Genomic DNA, 20,873 nt, shown 5'->3' with positions numbered 1-20,873 from the left:
CCCCAGACGAACCGATCAAGTGGAGAGGGGACCCGATGAAGTACTCGCCCGCTATGGCTCCCGGACGAATGCTCAAGATCTCCATGGTGTCGGTCAACGCCGATCCACTCGCACCGGTGGGCTGCTCGGCAGCTGGTGCACAGAACCTGCACGTCGACGAACTGTCCGCGGCCTTGGTTCGCGCCGGACACGACGTCACTGTTTTCACCCGGAGGGCGCATGTCGGTGGACCGGACCGCGTTCGCGCTCGCGCCGGGTACTGCGTCGACTATCTCGAGGCCGGCCCGACACAGGCTCTCCCGGATGCCGACATCCTCCCTCACCTGGGAACCTTTGCCAGCATTCTGCGCGCTCAGTGGAGTACCGACCGACCCGATGTGGTGCACTCACACTTCTGGATGTCTGGTGTGGCAACGGAACTCGCGACCCGCTCGCTCGGCATCCCTGTACTTCAGACATTCCATTCCCTGGGATCTGCGGCGCACCGCCACCTCGGAGCAGCCGACGACAGCCCCTCGGAGCGGACTCACCTGGAACCGTTGATCGCCAGGGGCGCAACCCATGTCATCGCGACCAGTTCGGACGAAATCTTCGATCTGGTTCGGCAGGGATCACCACGATCACGGACCACGATGGTGCCCTCGGGCGTCGACACCGAAGCATTCACCCCCGAGGGACCCGCCGCGAAGAAGACCGCACCGCATCGATTGATCTGCGTCGGAAGGCTGGTGGAGCAGAAGGGCTTCGATGTTGCCGTCGCCGCGCTGGCTTCGCTGCCGGACACGGAGTTGGTAGTGATCGGTGGACCGCCCGTCGCACAGCTGAGCACCGACGAGGTGGCGATCCGCTTGGTCAAGCTTGCCGAGCGACTCGGCGTCGCAGATCGAGTCCAATTATTGGGACGGGTTCCGCACCGCCAACTACCGAAATTGATGCGATCGGCCGACGCCCTCGTCTGTACCCCCAGATACGAACCGTTCGGAATCGCGGCTCTGGAGGCGATGGCGTGCGGAGTGCCGGTTGTGGCGACTCCTGTTGGCGGACTGCGGGATACCGTGATCGACGGGCTCACCGGGCGGCGGGTCCCGGTCAACAATCCGGTGGAAACCGCACGGGCAGTCCGGCATCTTCTCGACGACGAGGACGAAGGCGCAGCGTTTGCACGGCAGAGTCGCGCTCGCGCGTGCGAATCGTATTCGTGGGATCACGTCGCCACCGAAGTGGTTCGAACCTACGGCCGGTGCGTCACAGCACCGCCGAGAGCCCGCCAGCACAAGGGCACTCACCGAAGTGAAGTGCACTGACGCTGACGGGCTCTACGAACCTGATTTCACGAAGTTTGGAGTGAAGCTGCGGAATCAAGCCGGGAAACGTCGGGTCTCTTCGAGGCCGATCGCGTGATCCAGGGACTCGTAGCAGGCAAACATCGACTCCTGACCAGCTGCTTTGAGCAACCTTTGAACCGGGCGAGCGCAGACGAGCGCCAGTGTGCCGCCCACATCGCGTGATCGCGTCGACAGCACCGACAGTACGGAAAGGCCGCACGTCCCCATGAATTCGAGTTCGGAGAGATCGACGACCAGTGTCCGGTCCGCTGCCACGTGGTACGTCAAGTAGTCACGAAAAGCATTGGCGCTCATCAGGTCGATCTCGCCACGAACTTGAATCACAGCGGTCTGTGCACTGATGCGGTGCGCGTGAAATGATGCGGTCGCTGTTCCGGTCGCGGGAGGTCCGTAATCAACCGATCCCTTCGCCGCGTTCGTAAAGCCTGAAATAGATGATCCTGGAACAACAGTCATGGTTCTCCCATCCCGCAACGGTTTACACTCTGCAAAAGAGAAGGGACCTCCGAAGGAGACGCACGATGAACGGGTCTCCAGAATTACGGATAAATCCCTCATCGGCTGTGTGCTCAACCTCGGTTTGAAACAGTACGCCAGCATGACCGACGTCACAAGTGCGTTGCGACCATTCGTTTCGGTGTTCCGAACAAAAATGTGGTTTGGTCTGCGGTTCCGCGAGGTAATCCGATGTTGCGACCGCCAACGGTCGTGAGCAGAACTGTGTCGATTACCCCGGCACCACCATCGACGAAATTTCGTGTTCGGGGGTCACTGTGAAGGTCGAGATGGGTATCGTTCTCGGCACCAGACTTCACGGCGACCCCTGGTACGACGATCCGGAGAACTTATGGCACACCTCAGCGCACTCGAGCCCGATCAGGATCAGACTCAACCGGTCGTGGAGTTGAGGATTCAAGCGACTCTCGATCAGCTGTCGATTTTGCGTGCACTGGCTGCCACCGTTGCCATTCAGGAAAATTTCGATCTCGACGCCATCGCCGACATCAAGCTGGCCATGGACGAAATCTGTACCCACCTGATTGTTCGTGCTGCCCCTGATTCGGTTCTGGTGTGTCGGTTCGTCTTCACTCCCCCACAACTGCACGTGTCTGTTTCGACGACCACCACGGAGTACGAGGACGGTAGTCAGCGCTCGTTCGGGTGGCACATTCTCACCGAACTGACGGATTCGATTTCGCTCGACCAGGAAGAGAACCTCGGCGGTGCCGGCTACATCACGACCATGAAGTTCACCAAGGCCCTCAGCGGGCGCCTGTGACCGCTTCCGCAGACGGCCCCTCACGCCCGCGTCGGCGGTCCACCGACGAATATCGGGACGTCATACCAGTTTTCGAGGAAATGCGGACCCTCGAACCCCACAGCCCCGAGTACGAACGAGTGCGCACTGCGCTCATCACCAGGTGCCTACCGTTGGCCGAGCACATTGCCAGGCGATTCGACGGGCGCGGTGAGGCGCACGACGATTTGGTTCAGGTGGCGCGGCTCGGTCTGGTCAACGCCGTCGACCGTTTCGATTCCACGCGCGGCTCCGATTTCGTCTCGTTCGCAGTTCCCACCGTGATGGGTGAAGTTCGGCGACACTTCCGTGACACCGGTTGGGCGCTACGCGTTCCGCGTCGGATGAAGGAGTTGCATTTCCAACTCGGGCAGGCGATCAGTGAGCTGTCCCAGCAACTCGGGCACGCGCCGACCGTCGACGAGTTGGCCGAGACGTTAGGAATCGAACGCGAAGAAGTCGCCCAGGCGTTGATCGCCGGCAATGCGTACCAGACCGTCTCGGTCGACGGCGCCGCGTCCAATCACACCGACGATCTTCCGCTCGTGGAAACACTCGGTGACTACGACGCAGCTCTCGAGAACGTCGAAAATCACGAGGCGTTGCGCCCTCTTCTCGACAAGCTTCCCGAACGAGAGCGGACGGTGTTGATGCTCAGATTCTTCGGAAACCTGACGCAGACACAGATCGCCGAGAAAGTCGGCGTATCCCAGATGCACGTGTCGAGGTTGCTCGCGAAGACACTGAGTAATCTTCGCGAGCAACTCGACTGAGCGGGTCAGATCGTTGCGGTGTCGATCACGAATCGGTATCGCACATCACTCTTGATCACGCGCTCGTAAGCGTCGTTGATGTCGCTCGCCGGGATCAGTTCGATTTCCGCGCCGATGCCGTGCTCGGCGCAGAAGTCGAGCATCTCCTGTGTCTGCGGGATACCGCCGACCATGGAACCGGCGAGACTACGACGGTTTGCGGCGAGCGAGAATGCCCGAACTTCGATCGGCTTCTCCGGCAGGCCCAGTTCGACGAGAGTGCCGTTGATGGCGAGCAGGGACATGTAGGCGTCGATGTCGAGATTGACCGAGACCGTGTTGAGGATCAGGTCGAACTCGCCGCGAAGAACCTTGAACGTCTCACGGTCGTTGGTCGCGTAGTAGTGATCGGCGCCGAGGCGAAGCCCGTCATCTTTCTTGCCGAGTGTCTGGCTCAGGACGGTGACTTCCGCTCCGAGCGCCTTGGCGATCTTCACACCGACGTGACCGAGGCCGCCGAAACCGATGATGGCGACCTTCTTGCCGGGGCCGGCGTTCCAGTGCCGCAGCGGTGAGTACAAGGTGATGCCTGCGCACAGCAGCGGCGCGGCAACGTCGAGTTCGATGCCCTCGGGGATCGAGAGAACAAAATGCTCGGTGACGACGATGTGCGTCGAGTAGCCGCCCTGAGTGCGCTCACCGTCGCGGCCGGTGGCGTTGTACGTACCGGTCACACCCTTGCGGCAGTACTGCTCTTCGCCGGCGGTGCAGGCTTCGCACTCCCCGCACGAGTCGACGAAGCAGCCGACGCCGACGCGGTCGCCGACCTTGTGCTTGGTGACATCGGAACCCACGGCGGCGACGACACCGGCGATTTCGTGTCCGGGGACGATCGGGTACTTGGCTCCGCCCCACTCGTTGCGAGCGGTGTGGATGTCGGAATGGCAGATGCCGGCAAATTTGATGTCGATGAGAATGTCCAGTGGACCGAGCTCACGGCGTTCGACGGTGGTCTTCTCGAGGGGACCGTCAGCGGACGTCGCGGCATAAGCAGCAGCAGTAACCATGCACACATGCCTACCCGTGCATGGAGGGACCTGCAAATCGCAGGCCCCTCCATGACTTGTTCTTTACGTGACTTACCCGGCGTCGCGCTCAGCTTGCTCGGCGCGACGACGCAGGCGCCTCGCGGCCGCAACCATGTTGCGCAGCGAAGGCTCGAGCTGCCACGGATGGCGGGTCTTGAGGCCACCGTCCGGGTTTGCCCACAATCGATCGAGAGAGATCGATTCGCTTGCCTCAGTGAGCAATTCGTCGAGCTCGTCGATGTCCGGAATCCGAGCCGACCGAGATTCGTAGACACCGGGGCCGACGCCGTGCGTGAGCGCGCCTTCCTTGAGTGCTTCGAGAACCCACGTGATGGAGCGGGTCGCGACGATTGCCGTCACATCTGCGTCCAACCGTTCGATGGCGTCGACCACCGACGACCGAGCGGAGTACGTCAGATGTGTGTGGATCTGTGTTTCCGGCTTCGCTCCACCTGTTGCCAGACGGAACGCGTCGACGGCCCACTCCAGGTAGGCCTCCCGGCCGTCCTCACGCAGTGGCAGCAGTTCACGAATTGCCGGCTCGTCCACCTGGATGATGGCGATTCCGGCGGCTTCGAGATCCGCGATTTCGTCTCGAATCACAAGTGCCAGTTGCTCTGCCGTTTCGTAGAGCGGCTGATCCTGACGAACGAACGAACGAGCGATCATGGTGACAGGACCCGTCAGCATGCCCTTGACCGGCTTGTCGGTCAGCGACTGCGCGTACGCAATCCACTCGACCGTCATCGGCTTCGGACGGGCGATGTCTCCGTAGAGAATCGGCGGACGCGTACAACGAGATCCGTAGGCCTGAACCCAACCGTTGTGCGTGAAGGCATAGCCCTCGAGCAGTTCGGCGAAGTACTGGACCATGTCGTTGCGCTCGTGCTCGCCGTGCACGAAAACATCGAGACCGATGTCCTCTTGCAGACGGATTGTGCGCTCGATCTCTTCCTGGATGCGCTTGTAGTAGTCGTCCCACTCCAAACGCCCCTGGCCGAGTTCGTAACGAGCCTGGCGAATCGCGTCGGTCTGCGGGAACGAACCCAGTGTCTGGGCCGGAACCAAAGGCAGGTTCAACCGTTCCTGCTGAGCTTTGCGACGCTCCTCGTACGGTGCACGCACACGATCTTCGGGCTTGATCGCGTTGACCCGAGCACGGACTGCGTGCTTGAGCTTGAAGTGCACCTTCGTCGGACGCTTACGCCACTTGTCCGAAGGGCCTTCGGTGAGCGCCTTCGCCAGTGAGACGACCTCGCCGACCTTCTGCTTCGCGAAAGCCAAACGGTCTGCGACGTCTCCCGGGATGTCGTACTCGGAGAGCACGTCGTACGGCACGTGCAGCAGCGACGACGACGTGGAGACGACGAGGTCAGGCACGACGTCCTTGAGTTCGTTCAGGTACGTCAAGGTGTTGAACCGGTCGACGCGCCACACGTTGCGACCGTCGACGACGCCTGCGTAGATGCGCTTGCGCTTGATGTTCGGCACCGCGGCCAGTTCCTCGGCCGTGATCTTGCCGTGCACCAAGTCCAGACCGAAGGCCTCGATCTTGGTGGGCGCCAAGATGTTGAGGGCTTCGCCGAACTTGCCGTAGGGGCCCGTCACCAACAGGCGCGGGCGCAGCGGGGCCGTCGAAAGCTTCTCGTATGCACGTCCCAGAGCGGCGAGCTCCTCGGCGGTGCGGTCCTCGGTCACCGAAGGCTCGTCCAACTGAACGCAGGTGGCACCGGCCTTGGCGAGCTGCTCGAAGAGCTTCTCGTACTCGGGCAGGATTGCGTCCAACAGATCGAGTGGGGTGAAGTTCGGATCGGACTCCTCGGTGGCAGGCCCGACCTTCGAGAGCAGAAGCAGCGAAACGGGTCCCATGATGACGGGGCGCAATTCGATGCCGCGCGCCTTCGCACGTTCGAACTCGTCGAGCAGCGCTTCCGAGTTGAGCGAGAACACCGTGTTCGCGTCGATCTCGGGCTGACGGTAGTAGTAGTTCGTGCCGAAGAAGCGCACCAGCTCGAGAGGCGGGAAGTCGGGGCGACCGCGAGCCATCGTGAAGTAGAAATCGAGCGGATCGAGTGCGCCCTCGAGCGGCTTGAACCGCTCCGGCACTGCGCCGAAAAGCAGCGCATTGTCGAGCACGTGATCGTAGAAGGAGAAGGTGTTGCCGGGAACCTGGCTCAATCCCGTCGCAGCCAATTCGCTCCAGGTCGATTCCTGGAGTTCCTTGGCGACCGCGAGGAGTGCGTCCTTGTCCGAAGTGCCGTGCCAGTAGGACTCGAGGGCGCGCTTGAGCTCACGGCGCGGCCCGATGCGCGGATACCCCAGGACGCTGGAGCCGAATGCTGCAGTGCTGCTGGACATGCGGTCGACCTTTCTAACCGAGGGGCGCGAGCGCCCTGTGCGCCTTTGTGGTAGCCGGAACTACCAGAAAGGCGCACAGGGGGCTTTGGGCCTTAGCTTGCCTGCTTGGTGGAGCGACCGTTGTCGGCGTATTCGTAGAAGCCCGCGCCGGACTTCTTGCCGGTCAATCCGGCTTCGACCATACGCAGGAGCAGCGGCGGAGCGGAGTACAGCGGCTCCTTGAACTCTTCGTACATGGAGTCGGCGATGGACTTGACGGTGTCGAGGCCGACCAGGTCCGTCAGCGCCAGCGGACCCATGGGGTGCGCGAGGCCCAGAACCGTTGCCTTGTCGATGTCTTCCTTGGTAGCGAAGCCCGACTCGACCATGCGAATCGCCGAGAGCAGGTACGGCACCAGGAGTGCGTTGACGACGAAGCCGGAGCGGTCGGCACTGCGGACGACCTGCTTGCCGAGGATGTCGCTGGCAAAAGCCTCGGCGCGCTGCGAGACGGAGGCACTGGTCTTGAGCGTCGTCACCAATTCGACGAGCGGCAGAACCGGCACCGGGTTGAAGAAGTGCATACCGATGACTCGCTCGGGACGCTTGGTCGAGATGCCGAGCTTCATGATCGGGATCGACGACGTGTTGGATGCGAGAACCGCATCCGGGTCCGTCACGACCGCGTCGAGCTCGGCGAAGATTTCGCTCTTGATCTTCTCGTCTTCGACGACGGCCTCCACGACGAGCTGGCGGTCCGCGAAATCTCCCAGATCGGAGGTGAAACGCAGACGCCATGCGGCCTGCTCACGCTCGCGTTCTGTGATCTTTCCGCTGCTCACGCCGCGGTCGAGCGAACGCAGGATGCGTGAACGCCCGGCTGCTGCAAGCTCGCGAGTCTGCTCGAAGACCAGAACATCGACATGTGCGCGGGCGCACACCTCGGCGATTCCGGCACCCATGATTCCGGCGCCGATAACGCCGACGCGCTGAATTTTTTCGCTGGTCACGTCAGCTCCTTGTTTGTCTCGTGGAGTTTGTCTGGTGAAGGTTCTGCAGTCTGAAGGTGTTGCAAAGAAAGCACTTCGAACTGCGTCGACGCTGGTGGCCGATGCAATTGGAACTGCCTTGAAGACGAGAGAAAGTAGATCGGTGATACAAGCAGGGGAGAGACCCGAAGCCGAGCCTCTCCCCCACCCGAAGTCAGTTCTTAGTGGAACTGGCCCTCTTCGGTGGAGCCCTTGAGAGCTGCCGTCGAGGTGTTGGGGTCAACGGTGGTGGCGATGGTGTCGAAGTAGCCGGCGCCAACCTCACGCTGGTGCTTGATGGCGGTGAAGCCACGCTCTTCAGCAGCCTTGAACTCGCGCTCCTGCAGGTCGACGAATGCCGTCATGCCTTCGCGGGCGTAGCCGTAGGCCAGGTCGAACATGCCGTAGTTGAGCGAGTGGAAGCCGGCCAGCGTGATGAACTGGAACTTGAAGCCCATTGCGCCGAGCTCCTTCTGGAACTTCGCGATGGTCGCGTCGTCCAGGTGCGCCTTCCAGTTGAAGGAAGGGGAGCAGTTGTAGGCCAGGAGCTGGTCCGGGAATTCGCTGCGAACGGACTCGGCGAACTTCTTTGCAACCTCGAGATCCGGCACGCCGGTCTCCATCCAGATGAGGTCTGCGTACGGTGCGTAAGCCTTGGCGCGAGCGATGCAGGGCTCGATGCCGTTCTTGACGCCGTAGAAGCCTTCAGCCGTGCGGGTTCCGTCGAGGAACGGGCGGTCACGCTCGTCCACGTCGGAGGTGATGAGGGTTGCGGCCTCAGCGTCGGTGCGGGCGATGATGACGGACGGAACGTCCGCAACATCGGAAGCCAGGCGAGCCGAGGTCAGGGTGCGGATGTGCTGCTGCGTGGGGATGAGCACCTTGCCGCCGAGGTGGCCGCACTTCTTCTCCGAAGCGAGCTGATCCTCCCAGTGGACACCGGCAGCGCCGGCGCCGATCATGGCCTTCTGCAGCTCGTAAGCGTTGAGAGCGCCACCGAAGCCGGCTTCGGCGTCGGCAACGATCGGAGCGAGCCAGTTGCTGACGGAGGTGTCACCCTCGGTCTTGGCGATCTCGTCGGCGCGCAGCAGTGCGTTGTTGATGCGACGGACGACGGTCGGAACCGAGTTGGCCGGGTAGAGGCTCTGGTCCGGGTACGTGTGGCCCGAGAGGTTCGCATCGCCGGCAACCTGCCAACCGGAAAGGTAGATGGCCTTCAGGCCGGCGCGAACCTGCTGCACAGCCATGTTGCCGGTAAGTGCACCGAGGGAGTTGATGTAGTCCTCGTTGTTCACGAGATCCCACAGGATCTCGGATCCGCGACGAGCGAGGGTCTGCTCCTCGACGACGGTGCCCTGGAGCTTGACGACCTGATCGGCCGTGTAGTTACGAGTAACGCCCTTCCAGCGAGGGTTGGTGTCCCAATCCTGCTGGAGCTCAGCTGCGGTCTTCGGGGTGCCGGTGGTCGACATCAAGACTCCATCTCTTTGATCTGCTGGTCCGGCCTGTTGTGAGCAGTACGTGCGTACTACTTCACATACTTGCCAGGCCCTTCTTGTGTACTTACCGAGAATGGCACATCGAAAAAGTGCCGTCTACCTGTTGCTAATGCCAATCTTCGCTACCTTTTCAACACACTTTGCTAAGTCTGTGAAGATTCCTACACGGCGAGCACTACCCATTCGGACAGGTTCCGTACTGGCGAGTAGTAATGAAACCGCAGGCTGTGAACGAAATGCACTCAACTCCGCCACTGGTGAATTACGCCTGTTCGCGCAGCGCACGGAACGGGCCTGTCCGCTACTTCGGAGTCAACTTCATTGCCCGCAAGTGACCGCAATCACTTCGTCGCAACGGCATTCGCGCGAGCACTTTCCCGAGATCGAGGTCTCGCAAAGCCCCCGACAACCCGTTCGCCGGCCATATGCTGTCGAACCATGACTTGTCGTTCGACGCCCTCGACACCACTGAACGGGCGATAAAGCTGTGCCGGACAACTATCAGCAGCCACCGAACAACCAGGCATGGTCGCAATCCGGGCCTCAACCGCCGCAGTTGGGATACCGGGCCTCGCCGCAGTCCTATCCCCCACCGCAGGGATTCCCGCCTGGTCCGCCACGTGGAAATCCGCCGCCACGACGACCCGGCTGGGTGATTCCGGTATCGATCATCGGTGTCATCACCGTGTTGGCTCTTTTCGGCGGGCTTGCATGGGTTCTGTGGCCGAAGGACGTCCCCAACTCGACAGCCGGTGGAGCCGCCCACTCCACCACCGCCGCCGCGAACACACCCGGCACCGCCGGTGCCACGACAACTGCTCCCAGCACGACATCCCCGACGACCACACGCGCCGCGAACTTCCCGGCAGGCGCGTCCGCCTGCCCCGGCGGGCAGCCGGCCGGAAGTTACAAGGAGTCCGCGACCAGTGGGGGCAAAACTTCGTGCGAGTTTGCCGAGGCAGTTCGGATCGCCTACGGAAACTCCGGTGCCGCCGGTCGATCCAGCACGGTTTCCGCACGTAGTCCGGTGACCGGCAAGGAGTACACGATGGCGTGCAAGGTGGCCTCCGGCATCGTCACCTGTACCGGCGGAGACAACGCGGTTGTGTACTTGCGCTGACGTGCGCACTTGCGGCGGCAGCAACCCGGCGCTTGTCGTTCCAGTGTCGTACTGACTGATCCTCCGATAGCGTGACCGCATGCCCCTGTACGAGTTTCGCTGTACCGGCTGCGGCCCACTCGAGCGGTCGTTCGCGATGGCCGAAGTGCCCCAGTCGATCAGTTGCCCCCAGTGCAGCCTCGAATCCAAGCGGGTGGTCTCGTCTCCCCGCTTGAGTCACGCGTCGTCAGCCGCGATGAGTCTGCTGGACAGCACGGCTCGATCGGCTCACGAGCCTGCCGTGGTCAGTGGGTCACTACCGGGCCGCGGCCGAAAAACTGCCCCGACCACATCCAATCCGTTGCACCGCAAGCTACCTCGCCCCTGAGCACCCTCGCCGCGAGTCACGATCCGACACGAAAGTCCTGCCGCCACGAGTTTTCCGTTTCTTCGAGAATGAGGAGTGCATATGCCTGAACTGCTGTTTCCACTCGATTCCGCCAAGAAATTCACCGACCAGGCGATCGTCGGCCACAATCGGTGGCACCCGGACATCCCGGCAGCGGTGACGGTGAAACCCGGTGATGCGTTTCGTGTCCATTGCCGCGAATGGTTCGACGGCGCAATCCACAACGACGACTCCGCCGACGACATTCTCAATGCACCACTGACCACGGTCCACACGCTGTCCGGCCCCTTTTCCGTCGAAGGCGCGAAGCCCGGCGACCTGCTGATCGTCGACATCTTGGATATCGGTCCTATCCCCCAAGAGGATTCGGGTCCGTTGGCCGGCCAAGGCTGGGGGTACACCGGCATCTTCCCTCGGAACAACGGCGGCGGATTCCTCACAGAACAGTTCCCCGACGCGTACAAGGCTGTCTGGGATTTCTCCGGACAAACGGCGACGTCGCGCCACATTCCGCATGTCTCGTTCACAGGCATCGTCCACCCGGGACTCATGGGCACGGCTCCGTCGGCAGCCCTGCTCGCCAAGTGGAATGCCCGCGAGGGTGCCCTGATTGCCACCGACCCCAATCGGGTTCCCCCGCTTGCGCTTCCGCCTGAGCCCCGCGATGCCGTTCTGGGAACCTTGACCGGTGACGAGTACACACGCGTGGCCGGCGAGGCGGCTCGCACCGCTCCCCCGCGCGAGAACGGCGGAAACCAGGACATCAAGAACCTCACCAAGGGCAGCCGAATCTTCTATCCGGTGTTCGTGGACGGTGCGAATCTGTCGGTCGGCGATCTTCACTTCTCCCAGGGCGACGGTGAGATCACGTTCTGCGGTGCCATCGAAATGGGCGGCTTCATCGACCTTCGTGTGGACATCATCAAGGGCGGCATGGATACCTACGGCGTTTCCGAGAACGCGATCTTCATGCCGGGCAACACGGATCCGCAGTATTCCGAGTGGCTTGCATTCTCGGGCACTTCTGTCACGTTGGACGGCGAACAGAAGTACCTGGATTCGCATCTGTCGTACCAGCGTGCGTGCCTGCACGCGATCGAATACCTGACCAAGTTCGGCTACGCACCGGAGCAGGCGTACCTGCTACTCGGTGCGGCACCGATCGAGGGCCGTCTATCGGGCGTCGTGGATATCCCCAACTCGTGCTCGACGGTGTATCTCCCGACCGCGATCTTCGACTTCCCTCTCGCACCGTCGTCGAGCGGACCGTTCCAGATCGATCCCGGAATCGGCGCCCCTCGCTCGGAGAACAGGGTCTAAGCCTTCGGCCCGTGAGTGGTCAGGGAGTGCCGAGGCTCCTTGACCACTCACAGGCCGGGGCCCTGTGCGAAGACTGCGAACCCACCTTTGCGAAGCCGGACCGTCACTCGTATCCTGGGAAAATGTCGAAAACCTTTGTCGGTGTCCGGCTCCGCCAACTGCGGACCGAGCGCGGGTTGAGTCAGGCTTCGCTGGCCAAGACGCTGGAGATCTCGGCAAGCTATCTCAATCAGATCGAGCACGACGTCCGGCCACTCACAGTGCCGGTCCTCCTGCGAATCAGTGAAGTCTTCGGTGTCGACACCACCTTCTTCTCCCCGCAGGACGACACACGCCTGATCGCGGAAATGCGTGAAGTTGCCCTCGATCAGGAGATGGGTATCGACGCCGACGCCCACGAAATCGCGGAGATGGTCTCCACCCACCCCGGCCTCGCCAAGGCGATGGTGAACATGCATCGCCGCTTCCGCAACACGACGGCCCAGCTCGCTGCAGCCACGGAGGACCGTTTCTCGGACGGCAGCGGCAGCGGTTCGATCACCATGCCGCACGAGGAAGTGCGCGACTACTTCTATCAGCGACAGAACTACATCCACGATCTCGACACCGCAGCCGAAGAACTCACTGCCCGGATGCGCTTTCACCGTGGCGACGTCGCCGGCGAGATCGCCAGACGCCTCGAATCCGTCCACGACGTGCAGATCGTTCGACGAGTCGACTTGGGCGAGAACATACTTCATCGCTACGACCCCGACACCAGGGTGCTGGAGATCTCGGCAAGGCTCTCGGGCGGGCAACAGGTCTTCAAGTTCGCGACAGAACTCGCGTACCTCGAGCATGGCGAACTGCTCGACTCGTTGGTGGCCGAGGGCAACTTCACCAGCGAAGCATCGGTCTCCCTGGCGAAGCTTGGCTTGGCCAACTATTTCGCCGCGGCCACCGTGCTGCCCTACAGCCAGTTTCACGAGGTTGCAGAGGACTTCCGCTACGACATCGAGCGCATGTCTGCCTTCTATTCCGCGAGCTACGAGACGATCTGCCACCGCCTCTCGACCCTGCAGCGCCCCAAACTTCGCGGGGTTCCGTTCATGTTCGTACGTGTCGACCGTGCCGGAAACATGTCGAAGCGTCAGTCCGCCACGGGATTCCACTTCTCCACCAGCGGCGGCACATGCCCGCTGTGGAACGTCTACGAGACGTTCTCTTATCCAGGCAAGATCATGCCGCAGATCGCGCAGATGCCCGACGGTCGCCGATACCTGTGGGTCGCACGCACGGTCGAACGTCGAGCGGCTCGATACGGACAGCCCGCAAAGATCTTCGCCATCGGACTGGGATGCGAGATTCGCCACGCGCATCGACTCGTCTACAGCGACGGTCTGGATCTCGACGAGTCGAATCCGGGAACGCCGATCGGCTCGGGCTGCCGTGTCTGCGAACGCCTCAACTGTCCGCAGCGCGCCTTCCCTCCATTGGGTAAAGACCTCGACATCAGCGAGCACCGGAGTTCGATTTCGCCGTACGTGATTCGCTGAGCGCGCTAACGCACGTAGTTGTGCAGGAACGCGACTGTGCGATCGAACGCGATCATCGCGTCGACGGTGTCGAGGTCGAACTGATATTCGTGGTCGAGCGCAGGCTCGTGATCGTCGGGGTAGAACAGTGCGTCTACTTCGACGCCCAGATCGGCGAGCCGATCTGCCATGGGTTTCGACTGGCTGGCGGTCAGTGGGTCGACATTTCCGCCGGTGATGAACGTCGCTGGAAAGTCCGAGGTCACATGGCCCAACGTCGACATCTGACCCACTGCAGTCGACCCGTCGAAGTCCCTCGTTCCGAGATACCCCCACAATGACTGCTTGTCGACGCCCCAACCGAAGTACTTCCCCTGCGACAGTAGCGGTTTCAGATCGAAGACCCCGCAGTCGAGGACAACTCCGCGTATCTGCTCGGGTCGTAATGCCGGTTCCAACCCCATTTCCGACGCGTAGTCAGGGCTGGTCATGACGGTCGCCAACTGACTGGACAACTGCGCGCCTGCCGAATCTCCCGCAAGAAAGAGATTGTTCGAATCGACATGCAACCTGTCCGCATGGCTCACGATGAATCGATACGCGTCGTTCAGTTGATTCACTGCGGTGGGGTAATACGCCTCGGGCCCCAGTGAATAGTCCACCGAAATCACAGTGAAACCTTGATCTGCCAACAGTTTGTAGTAACCGTCGGCATCAGTTCTCGATCCCGATATCCAACCACCGCCGTGCACCCAGACCACCGTCGGTAGCGCTGACGTGGACTCCGACGGGTAGTACACGTCCAGTTGCGCATCGTCGTCGCCGTCGCGGTACGACTGATCGAGGACCGAGACGATTCCTGGCGGTGCATGCCTGTCGAGTTGTGCGTGAGTCGCTTCTGAGCCGCCCGCTGACATCCACCGTACGAGGAGAACTCCTGGTGTCGGATCGGATCTCCCCAGGCTAGACCAAAAGGACTAACTGGGAATTCCCTGCAGACACACCCTCGGAGCTTTGTCCGAAATGACCATTTTCGCAGTGGTTCACCACAATCCGACATTTAGCCGGTACGAGCGTCGAGAAACTGAACCGTGCGATCGAGCGCCGTGAGGCCGTCGGCATTGTCCAGATCGAACTGATACTCGTGACCGAGCGCCGGAACGTGATCGGCCGGATAGAACAGTGTGTCGACCCCCACTCCCATCCCCGTCAATTTCTCAGCCAAAGGTTTCGACTGAGAATCGGTCAACGGATCCGCGTTACCGCCGCTGATGTAGGCGGGCGGAAATCGATCGGTGACGTAGTTCAAGGTCGACATCTGATCCGCTGCATCGGTACTCATGAAGTCGCGCACACCGGTATATGCCCAGAGGGACCGATCAACTCCCCAACCGATGATGCCGGGTCCGCCGACCATGTTCCCGACGTCGTAGATTCCACAGTTCAGGATCACTCCGCGTAGCTGATCCGGCCGCAGCGACGGGTTCACGCCCACGCGGTCCGCATACGCGGGATCAGTGACGAGAGTGGCGAGCTGACTCGAGAGTTGCGCTCCCGCAGAATCACCGGCGAGAACGATCTTCGTCGGATCAACATGCAGCCGTTCCGCATTCGCGACGACGTACGCGTGTGCGTCGTTCAGCTGTCGCACCGCTGTCGGGTAGTGATGCTCGGGCCCGAGTGAGTAGTCCAGGGACACAACGGTGTATCCGTGAGAAGCCAGCAGCTCGTAGTACGACGCGTAGTTGGATTTGCTTCCCGAGATCCAGGCACCGCCATGAGTCCAGATCACCGTGGGCGGCGTGGCCGTCGTCGCTGCAGGAAAGTAGACGTCCAGATATGCGTCGTCGTCATCGGCGCGATAGTGCTGGTCCTTGATCGAGTCGACGCCACCTGGAGCATGCTTCTCGAGCGCCTCGGTGATTTTCACCGCATCACGATCGAAGACCCAGCGCACGGTGAGCGCGCCGGGTCTCGGGCTCAGTACAAAAGCCAGAACCACGGCTCCGACAAGGACTATCACTGTCCCGAGAGTCCACAGTGCTCGCTTGCGCCATCGGTGCGGTGAAGGGTTCGTCATCGGGTTTCCCTCACTCTCGGCACAATGTCCGGATCAGCGTAGCGCGAAGCCGTTACCGCCAGGCTCGATCAGCCGAGTTCCGCGATCCGCCTCTGCGCGAGCGCCTTGACTTCACCCTTGGCTACCTTGCCCCCGGCCGCCATCGGCAATTCGGCGACCGTCATCACGTACTCGGGTATGTACTCGCGGGTCACTCCTCGGCTCTGCAGCCAGGCAGTCAAGTCCTCCGAACTCAGATCGTCATCAGCGGACACGACGACCGCACAGACTTTCTCACCGAACAGCGGATCGTCGACTCCCACTACCGAGACCAGTTCCACCGAAGGGTGCGCGCGTACATACTCCTCGACTTCGACCGCGGAAATGTTCTTGCCGCCTCGAATGATGATGTCGGCTTTTCGCCCGACCACACGCACCCGTCCTGTCTCGTCGATCTCGACGATGTCGCCGAGAAGCATCCAACCTTCGTCGGTGTACAACTCGTCGTTCGCATCGACGTCACCCCAGTACCCTTGGCACATCAGTGGGCCGTTGACCGCAGGCTGACCTCGACGGACGGCTTCGGTCACTTCCTTTGCCGCATCGTCGAATACACGAACTTGCATTCGATCAATGACGTGACCGCACGTCTTCAGGCGGGTGTCAGGATCGTCCAAGACCGTCGTCACCGAGACGGCGCCGGTTTCGTTCGATCCGTAGAACTGCAGGACTGCCGCCCCGGTACGTTGCTCGAAAGCCAGTGCCTCCGAATACGGCACGGCTTCACCACCGGTGAACATGAAACGAAGTGACGAGAGATCGGCCGATTTCGCGGCCTCCGAGCGCAACAGCATCTTGAATTGTGTACTCACACAATTCAAAGCAGTTACCCGTTCGCGCTCGATCAACTCGATCATCACCGAAACGTCGAAGCGTTCCATGACGACATTACGAGCACCGAGTAGCGCAGGCAGGAAATGCGAAGTCCAGAGACCGAATCCGAAAGGTGCCGGAACCGCGCCGAGGAACACCTCGTCTGCACCGATTGCCGCCGCCTCGGCTGCAATCTCGGAGAAGGCAACCCAACGGTCCTCGGTTTGAGTCACCAGCTTGGGCAGGCCCGTCGTGCCGGAGGTCGAGTTCAGCATCGAAACGCCCGACGGGACAAAGCACGGACTGGTTGCGGGGAAACGCTTGATTTCGACCGGCAGCGAAGTGAATTCGCCACCTGCGCCCGCGCGTTCGAAAATCACGTCGGCGCGTTCGTCGGCGAAGACGACGTCCAGTCCGGGATGCTCGGCCCGAAGACTCGCCACGAGTTCGGCGGTGTCGACGCCTCGCAGTGTGCGCGCGGTGACCAGAACGGATGCTTCGGAGCGGGCGATCAGATGAGAGATCTCGCGAATGCCGGAGCGCGAACCGATTCCGACGGCAACGCGGCCGGTCCGAAATGCTGCGCAGAGAGCCGCATGGAAGACAGCGGTGTCGGGAAGCAACACGGCCACGTGCCCGTATCCCTCACCCGCTAGGTCCAGTGCCGACGCGATGGCATCGGCAGCGGCGTCGTACTGTTTCCACGAGACCCTCGACTCCGGGGTGACAAAGGCAGTTTCGTCCGGGATGGTCTCAGACCAATGCCTGACCATCTCGCTGATGCTGACACCGGCGAACCGGGCCGGATTCGTGGCGAATTCACCGACGGTGAAGTCGAGTGTCTTCGTTTCAACCATGATCGTCGATCATCTCCCGTCGGCGCTGAGTACGCCCATCGATTGTTTGTACGCGTTGTCCAGTGTCGCTGCGGAATCGCATTCGCGGACGAGTTCGCCGCGTTGCATGACATATCCGCGGTCGACAACCGACTTCAGTGCAGCCAGAGCCGGTTCCGTCACGACGACGGTCACTCCCTCGGCGGCCAGATCGCCGACCAACGCTCGCAGTTCCGCGACGATTTTCGGTGCCAGCCCGGTCATCATCTCGTCGAGGAGCAACACCTTCGGAGTTTCCAGAAGGGCCCGCCCCAGAACCAACATCTGCTGTTCACCACCGCTGAGAACCCCGGCATAACTTTCCGAGCGTTCGCGCAGGATCGGAAACCTCTCGAAAGCTGTTTCCACGGCCCCGGCCTTCAAACCCATCAGGTCGGCGCCGACGCGTAGGTTCTCGCGAACGGACATACGCATGAACAGTTGCCTGCCTTGGGGGACATAGGCAAATCCGCTACGGACTCGGGCGAGAGCCGAAAGCTTCTGAATCTCACGACCGTCGATCGTGATTTTCCCGGTAGCGGGAACCGAGCCGTAGATTCCTCCGATCAAGCTGGTCTTGCCTGCACCGTTCGGCCCCACAATCGCGGTCACTTCACCGGCCGGGGCGGTGAGGGAGACGTTCCTGACGGCAACCGCGGAGCCGTATCGAACTGTGACTCTGTCGAGTTCGAGCATCGTCAGGCACCTTCCTCGTATTCGGAACCGAAATAGACGTCGCGCATCGCATCGCTGGCCAAGCACTCTTGCGGCGGTCCGTAGAACGCCACCGATCCGAAATTGAGCAGAACGATCTTGGTTGCGAGCGCCGCGATGAGATCGACGTTGTGATCGACCAGAACCACTCCCTTGCCCTGTGCAGCAATCGATCGAACAGCACCGGAAATCGCGGCGATACCATCGTGATCCGCACCGGCAAACGGTTCGTCCAGCAAAAGGACTTCGGGTTCGCTCGACATCGCGCGCGCTACCTCGACCAGGCGCTGCGCACCCAAACTGAGATCCCCGCAGGCACTTTCGACATCGGTAACCGAGTACCGGGCGGCAATCTCCCGGGCCCGCTGCGCTGCGCGATCCCAGTTCTCGAACGGCCCTTTGATCGCCCACCACAGCGAGTGCAGCGGTGAGGTGATCTTGTGTCCGTACAGTCCCGGAATGATGTTGTCGATCGCGTCGAGTTCCGCTGCGAGCTGTGGATGCTGGAACGTACGCGAGAGCCCCTGCCGTGCACGGCGCTCCGACGGCCCGGTCAAGGCAGCACCGGCGAGCGTGACCGCTCCGGAATCTGCTTGCTGTGTGCCGAAGATGCAGTCGACGAGTGTGGTCTTGCCTGCACCGTTCGGACCGACCAGGCCGATCACCTCACCCGGTCCGACGCTGAACGAGACGTCGCTGACTGCGCGGACCCCGCCGTAGGACTTGTGGAGCCCGCTCACTTCGAGTAGCCGAGTCATCGGTTGCCACGCTCCTTGTACAGACGGTTCATTCGGCCCAGAACGTTCTGGCTCCATCCGATCACCCCGCCAGGCGCGACGATGAGGATCACCAGGACGGCTCCGGCGAGCAGCAGTTCACCGCTTCCCTGGTACCCGGGCATGTTCAGCGTCACGATCACCACGATCAGTGCACCGAGCGGAGCACCCCACGCGGAACCGCGACCACCGATGATCGGCATGAAGATCGCGAGGAAAACAATACTGAGAGTGAATGTTTCAGGAGTGAGCGCTTGCACCGATACGGTGAACAGCGATCCACCGGTCGACGCGATGGCGGCACCGATCGCCAGCGCCACGACGGTCAGGTGAGCGGGATTGACGCCGGAAGACCGTGCGACATTGCGATTGTCGCGGGCAGCTTGCAACATCAGACCCCACACGGATTTCCGAAGCCGATCGACAGCGACCGCGATCAGACACACGAACAGGATCGCGAACACGACCAACGCGTAACGCGGTGGCTCCCAACCGAACATCGTCGCAGTCTCGACACCCGAGATCCCGGCCGAACCTCCGGTGAAGCTCGGCCCGTCGATCAGCCAGTGCTCGAAGGCGATACCGAACAACAAAGTGACCGCGGCGAGGTAGAACCCGGAGAGTTTCTGCGTCGCCAAGCTGAGGAGCACTGCGACCGCTGCGGCGGCGAGGGCGCCGAGAATCCATCCCCACCACATCGACAACCCGGTCCGAACAGAGATCAGCGCAACGGCGTACGCACCGATCGCGGCGTACGCGCTGTACGCCATCGACAGTGATCCGGCCAGAACGAACGGCACATACATTCCGAGAGCGATCAACGAATAGGTCGCAGCGAGGAACACCAGATCCTGCCGATACAGACTCGGCCCCATCCACAGCAGCACGGCGGCAACCACTGCCACAGTGATCAGAGCTTCCCGTGACACCGCAAGCATTCTCGTCCTGGAACCGCCACCTGAAGTGGGCGGACTTGACGTGAGCGGACTGGTAGAAAGCGAGGCCATCAGACGCGAACCTTCCTCGAGAGCAGGCCTTCCGGACGGAAAGCGAAGAACACCAGTGCAATCAGCAGAATCGCGGTTTGAGCAGCACTCGCGCCGAAGTAGTACGGGGCGAATACCTGGACGACGCCCAACACCATTCCGCCGATCAGCGGAGCCCAACTCCGGCCGGTACCGCCGATGACAAGCGCGATGAACGCCGTCAGGGTCCACGACAGGCCGCTCGTGAACTGAACACCGGCCTTGGGAGCGAACAGAAGTCCGGCAACGGCGGCGATCACACCGGCGAGGGTGAACGCGATAAGCCGGACACGGTCCACCGGCAACCCCAGGACACGGGCGGCATCCGGACTGTCGCCGACGGCGCGAAGCAGACGGCCTGAGGTGGACCGGTTCAGCCACAGTCCGATACCGACGAAGATCAGAGCAGTTCCGACGACGAGTACTACGGTCGAACTGTCGACGGTGGCGCCGAGCACCGATATCGGATCGAAGTCGAAGATCTTCTGTCCGGGAAGCGGTGTGCGGCCGAAGACCGTGCCGGCGAGCTGCTGGATCCCGAACAGGACCGCGGTCACAGCCACCAACGCCGGTAGTTCCCCCCGACCCGAGCGCTTCTGAACCTGCTTGACCACAAGCTTTTCCGTCAGAATCGACAGCGCCACTGCCACCGCGATCCCCAGCGGCATGGCAATCCAGAGAGCGAGCCCGTAATTGATCGCGACCCAACTCGACGCCATGGCCGCAGCCATCGCGTACGGGCCCATCGCAAAGTTGAAGAAGTCGGCGCCGACCACCACGAGATACATTCCGAGGGCTATCAGCGAGAAGAATGCACCGATCTCGATGGCTGCGAGCCACAGTTGTGCGTCTGTCATGTCAA

At 61.7% G+C, this 20,873-nt stretch carries 19 protein-coding genes; 7 read left to right on the top strand and 12 right to left on the bottom strand.

Annotated features, from left to right (window positions below; all coding sequences use genetic code 11):
- The first annotated feature begins 35 nt into the window (after positions 1–35).
- Complete coding sequence (locus ACFT1A_RS11550) at positions 36–1,304, top strand: glycosyltransferase (protein ID WP_378447094.1); 1,269 nt, start codon at positions 36–38, stop codon at positions 1,302–1,304.
- Between the two features lie 54 nt (positions 1,305–1,358).
- Here ACFT1A_RS11550 and ACFT1A_RS11545 read toward each other — a convergent pair whose 3' ends face one another.
- Positions 1,359–1,802 carry an STAS domain-containing protein gene (locus tag ACFT1A_RS11545; RefSeq protein WP_283304882.1) on the bottom strand — a complete coding sequence of 148 codons (444 nt, stop codon included), beginning with the start codon at positions 1,800–1,802 and terminating at the stop codon, positions 1,359–1,361.
- A gap of 391 nt (positions 1,803–2,193) precedes the next feature.
- On the opposite strand from ACFT1A_RS11545, the gene ACFT1A_RS11540 reads away from it, so the two are divergent.
- A complete protein-coding gene (locus tag ACFT1A_RS11540) occupies positions 2,194–2,625 on the top strand; it encodes an ATP-binding protein (protein ID WP_230816889.1) in 432 nt (143 codons plus the stop codon).
- Positions 2,622–3,416, top strand: coding sequence for an RNA polymerase sigma factor SigF (locus tag ACFT1A_RS11535; protein WP_020906739.1), 795 nt, complete (start codon positions 2,622–2,624; stop codon positions 3,414–3,416). Before ACFT1A_RS11540 ends, ACFT1A_RS11535 begins: the two co-directional genes overlap by 4 nt.
- A 5-nt stretch (positions 3,417–3,421) precedes the next feature.
- On the opposite strand, the gene ACFT1A_RS11530 is transcribed toward ACFT1A_RS11535, so the two are convergent.
- The 4 genes from ACFT1A_RS11530 to aceA all read right to left on the bottom strand — a co-directional run bounded on the left by ACFT1A_RS11530 (position 3,422) and on the right by aceA (position 9,320).
- Entirely contained in the window at positions 3,422–4,462 is a 1,041-nt protein-coding gene (locus tag ACFT1A_RS11530; protein ID WP_378447093.1) for an NAD(P)-dependent alcohol dehydrogenase, read from the bottom strand.
- A gap of 72 nt (positions 4,463–4,534) precedes the next feature.
- Positions 4,535–6,841 (bottom strand): 5-methyltetrahydropteroyltriglutamate--homocysteine S-methyltransferase, encoded by a 2,307-nt coding sequence (gene metE / locus ACFT1A_RS11525; protein ID WP_378447092.1) that lies wholly within the window; start codon positions 6,839–6,841, stop codon positions 4,535–4,537.
- Between the two features lie 92 nt (positions 6,842–6,933).
- Complete coding sequence (locus ACFT1A_RS11520) at positions 6,934–7,830, bottom strand: 3-hydroxybutyryl-CoA dehydrogenase (protein WP_003941541.1); 897 nt, start codon at positions 7,828–7,830, stop codon at positions 6,934–6,936.
- Positions 7,831–8,030: 200 nt separating this feature from the next.
- Entirely contained in the window at positions 8,031–9,320 is a 1,290-nt protein-coding gene (gene aceA / locus ACFT1A_RS11515; protein WP_003941533.1) for an isocitrate lyase, read from the bottom strand.
- A gap of 514 nt (positions 9,321–9,834) precedes the next feature.
- On the opposite strand from aceA, the gene ACFT1A_RS11510 reads away from it, so the two are divergent.
- The 4 genes from ACFT1A_RS11510 (at position 9,835) to ramB (ending at position 13,710) form a co-directional block, all read left to right on the top strand.
- Positions 9,835–10,467 (top strand): serine/threonine protein kinase, encoded by a 633-nt coding sequence (locus ACFT1A_RS11510; RefSeq protein ID WP_378447091.1) that lies wholly within the window; start codon positions 9,835–9,837, stop codon positions 10,465–10,467.
- A 79-nt stretch (positions 10,468–10,546) separates the two neighbouring features.
- Positions 10,547–10,834: an FmdB family zinc ribbon protein gene (locus ACFT1A_RS11505; RefSeq protein ID WP_378447090.1), complete on the top strand. Its 288-nt coding sequence runs from the start codon at positions 10,547–10,549 to the stop codon at positions 10,832–10,834.
- A gap of 81 nt (positions 10,835–10,915) precedes the next feature.
- The gene (gene fmdA, locus ACFT1A_RS11500; RefSeq protein WP_019744435.1) at positions 10,916–12,175 is read left to right on the top strand and encodes a formamidase; all 1,260 of its coding nucleotides are present in this window, start codon (positions 10,916–10,918) and stop codon (positions 12,173–12,175) included.
- A 122-nt stretch (positions 12,176–12,297) separates the two neighbouring features.
- Positions 12,298–13,710, top strand: coding sequence for an acetate metabolism transcriptional regulator RamB (gene ramB / locus ACFT1A_RS11495; RefSeq protein ID WP_230816883.1), 1,413 nt, complete (start codon positions 12,298–12,300; stop codon positions 13,708–13,710).
- A 5-nt stretch (positions 13,711–13,715) separates the two neighbouring features.
- Here the strand turns inward: ramB and ACFT1A_RS11490 are convergent, their stop codons facing one another.
- From ACFT1A_RS11490 to ACFT1A_RS11460, 7 genes are all read right to left on the bottom strand, one after another.
- Complete coding sequence (locus ACFT1A_RS11490) at positions 13,716–14,606, bottom strand: alpha/beta hydrolase (protein WP_378447089.1); 891 nt, start codon at positions 14,604–14,606, stop codon at positions 13,716–13,718.
- 143 nt (positions 14,607–14,749) lie between these two features.
- Entirely contained in the window at positions 14,750–15,769 is a 1,020-nt protein-coding gene (locus ACFT1A_RS11485) for an alpha/beta hydrolase (RefSeq protein WP_378447088.1), read from the bottom strand.
- A gap of 68 nt (positions 15,770–15,837) precedes the next feature.
- On the bottom strand, positions 15,838–17,478 hold the full coding sequence (locus ACFT1A_RS11480) for a class I adenylate-forming enzyme family protein (RefSeq protein ID WP_378447087.1): 1,641 nt from the start codon (positions 17,476–17,478) through the stop codon (positions 15,838–15,840).
- Positions 17,479–17,487: 9 nt separating this feature from the next.
- Positions 17,488–18,192, bottom strand: a complete 705-nt coding sequence (locus ACFT1A_RS11475) for an ABC transporter ATP-binding protein (RefSeq protein ID WP_378447086.1) — start codon at positions 18,190–18,192, stop codon at positions 17,488–17,490.
- Positions 18,193–18,194: 2 nt separating this feature from the next.
- Positions 18,195–18,968 carry an ABC transporter ATP-binding protein gene (locus tag ACFT1A_RS11470; protein ID WP_378447085.1) on the bottom strand — a complete coding sequence of 258 codons (774 nt, stop codon included), beginning with the start codon at positions 18,966–18,968 and terminating at the stop codon, positions 18,195–18,197.
- On the bottom strand, positions 18,965–19,924 hold the full coding sequence (locus ACFT1A_RS11465; RefSeq protein WP_378447084.1) for a branched-chain amino acid ABC transporter permease: 960 nt from the start codon (positions 19,922–19,924) through the stop codon (positions 18,965–18,967). Before ACFT1A_RS11465 ends, ACFT1A_RS11470 begins: the two co-directional genes overlap by 4 nt.
- A 68-nt stretch (positions 19,925–19,992) precedes the next feature.
- Positions 19,993–20,868: a branched-chain amino acid ABC transporter permease gene (locus ACFT1A_RS11460; protein ID WP_054186876.1), complete on the bottom strand. Its 876-nt coding sequence runs from the start codon at positions 20,866–20,868 to the stop codon at positions 19,993–19,995.
- Positions 20,869–20,873 lie beyond the last annotated feature (5 nt).

It is taken from the genome of Rhodococcus sp. NPDC057135 (genome assembly GCF_042670865.1).
In the GTDB taxonomy this organism is placed as follows: domain Bacteria; phylum Actinomycetota; class Actinomycetes; order Mycobacteriales; family Mycobacteriaceae; genus Rhodococcus_F.
Note: the sequence above shows the minus strand (reverse complement) of the source record. Positions and strands in the feature narration are given on the sequence as shown.